This is a genomic window from Leucothrix pacifica (assembly GCF_003172875.1).
In the GTDB taxonomy this organism is placed as follows: Bacteria; Pseudomonadota; Gammaproteobacteria; order Thiotrichales; family Thiotrichaceae; genus Leucothrix; species Leucothrix pacifica.
In genome coordinates, this window is the sequence record NZ_QGKM01000093.1 from 1 (window position 1) to 1,224 (window position 1,224).

Consider the following 1,224-nt stretch of genomic DNA (forward strand, 5'->3'; position numbering starts at 1 on the left):
AGTAGTCTAAAAATTTAGCTCTGATGGATATCTAATGTAAACTCTTAAACATCAGATTAAGATCATGGTAAACCGGAGAAACATGCCCGCTAAAAAATATAGAGTGACATTGACCAAAGAAGAGCGAGATGACTTAATCCAGCTCACCTCACATGGAAAAGTAGCGGCTCGCCAGCTGACTCATGCACACATACTGCTGCATGCCGATGAAGCATCGTCCGAGGGTGGACTCAAGGATACTGACATAGCTAAGGCCATTCACACCAGTCGACTCACCGTTGAAAGGGTTCGCCAACGGTTTGTGATGGAAGGGCTTGATTCAGCCCTCAAGCCCAAAGTACAGGCGCGCCGAAAACCGAAGAAACTGGATGGAAAGGCAGAAGCTTTTCTGATAGCAACCGCCTGCTCACCCGCCCCCGAAGGGCGTACAGGCTGGACACTACAATTGTTGGCAGATCGGTTAATCGAGTGCAATATCGTTGATACTATTTCGGGCGAGTGTGTGCGACAGACATTAAAAAAAATGAACTCAAGCCTTGGTTAAAAGAATGCTGGGTCATCCCACCTAAGCAAAATTCTGATTTTGTCTGTGCGATGGAAGATGTGCTGGAGGTCTATCAACGACACTTTACCGAAGATGAAGTGCTGGTATGCATGGACGAAACCAGCAAGCAACAGGTTAAAGAGACCCGCATACCGCTACCATCAGGCGTTGGCCTGCCAGCAAAATATGACTACGAATATGAGAGAAACGGGGTCAGCAACCTGTTTATGTTATCGGCCCCTCTGGAAGGGTGGAGGCACATTGAGGTAACAGATCGACATACCAAGCAAGATTGGGCTTACTTAATCAAAGCATTGGTCGATGAACACTTCCCCGATAAGAAAATCATTTTAGTGATGGATAATCTCAATACGCATAAGTTGGGTTCACTCTATGCGACCTTTGAACCGGCGGAAGCGAGGCGAATTGCCGAACGGCTAGAAATCCATTTCACCCCGAAGCACGGAAGCTGGCTCAATATGGCCGAAATAGAAATAGGGATATTGACTCGGCAGTGCCTGAAGCGAAGGATCCCTGATCAAGACACGCTTCGTAGAGAAATTATGGCTTGGGAACAGCAGCGCAACCATGAGGCTGTTTGCGTAAACTGGCGCTTTACAACTGAAGACGCTCGCATTAAATTGAAATCACTTTATCCACCAATTCAAAAATGATGCACT

The 1,224-nt window shown here is 46.8% G+C and carries 1 protein-coding gene; it reads left to right on the forward strand.

The window, feature by feature from the left end:
- Nucleotides 1–82: 82 nt before the first annotated feature.
- Nucleotides 83–1,218, forward strand: a protein-coding gene (locus DKW60_RS21345) for an IS630 family transposase (protein ID WP_109839694.1) whose coding sequence is annotated in 2 segments (ribosomal slippage) — nucleotides 83–515 and nucleotides 515–1,218 — 1,137 coding nt in all. Because the reading frame shifts where the segments join, the coding sequence is not laid out codon by codon here.
- Nucleotides 1,219–1,224 lie beyond the last annotated feature (6 nt).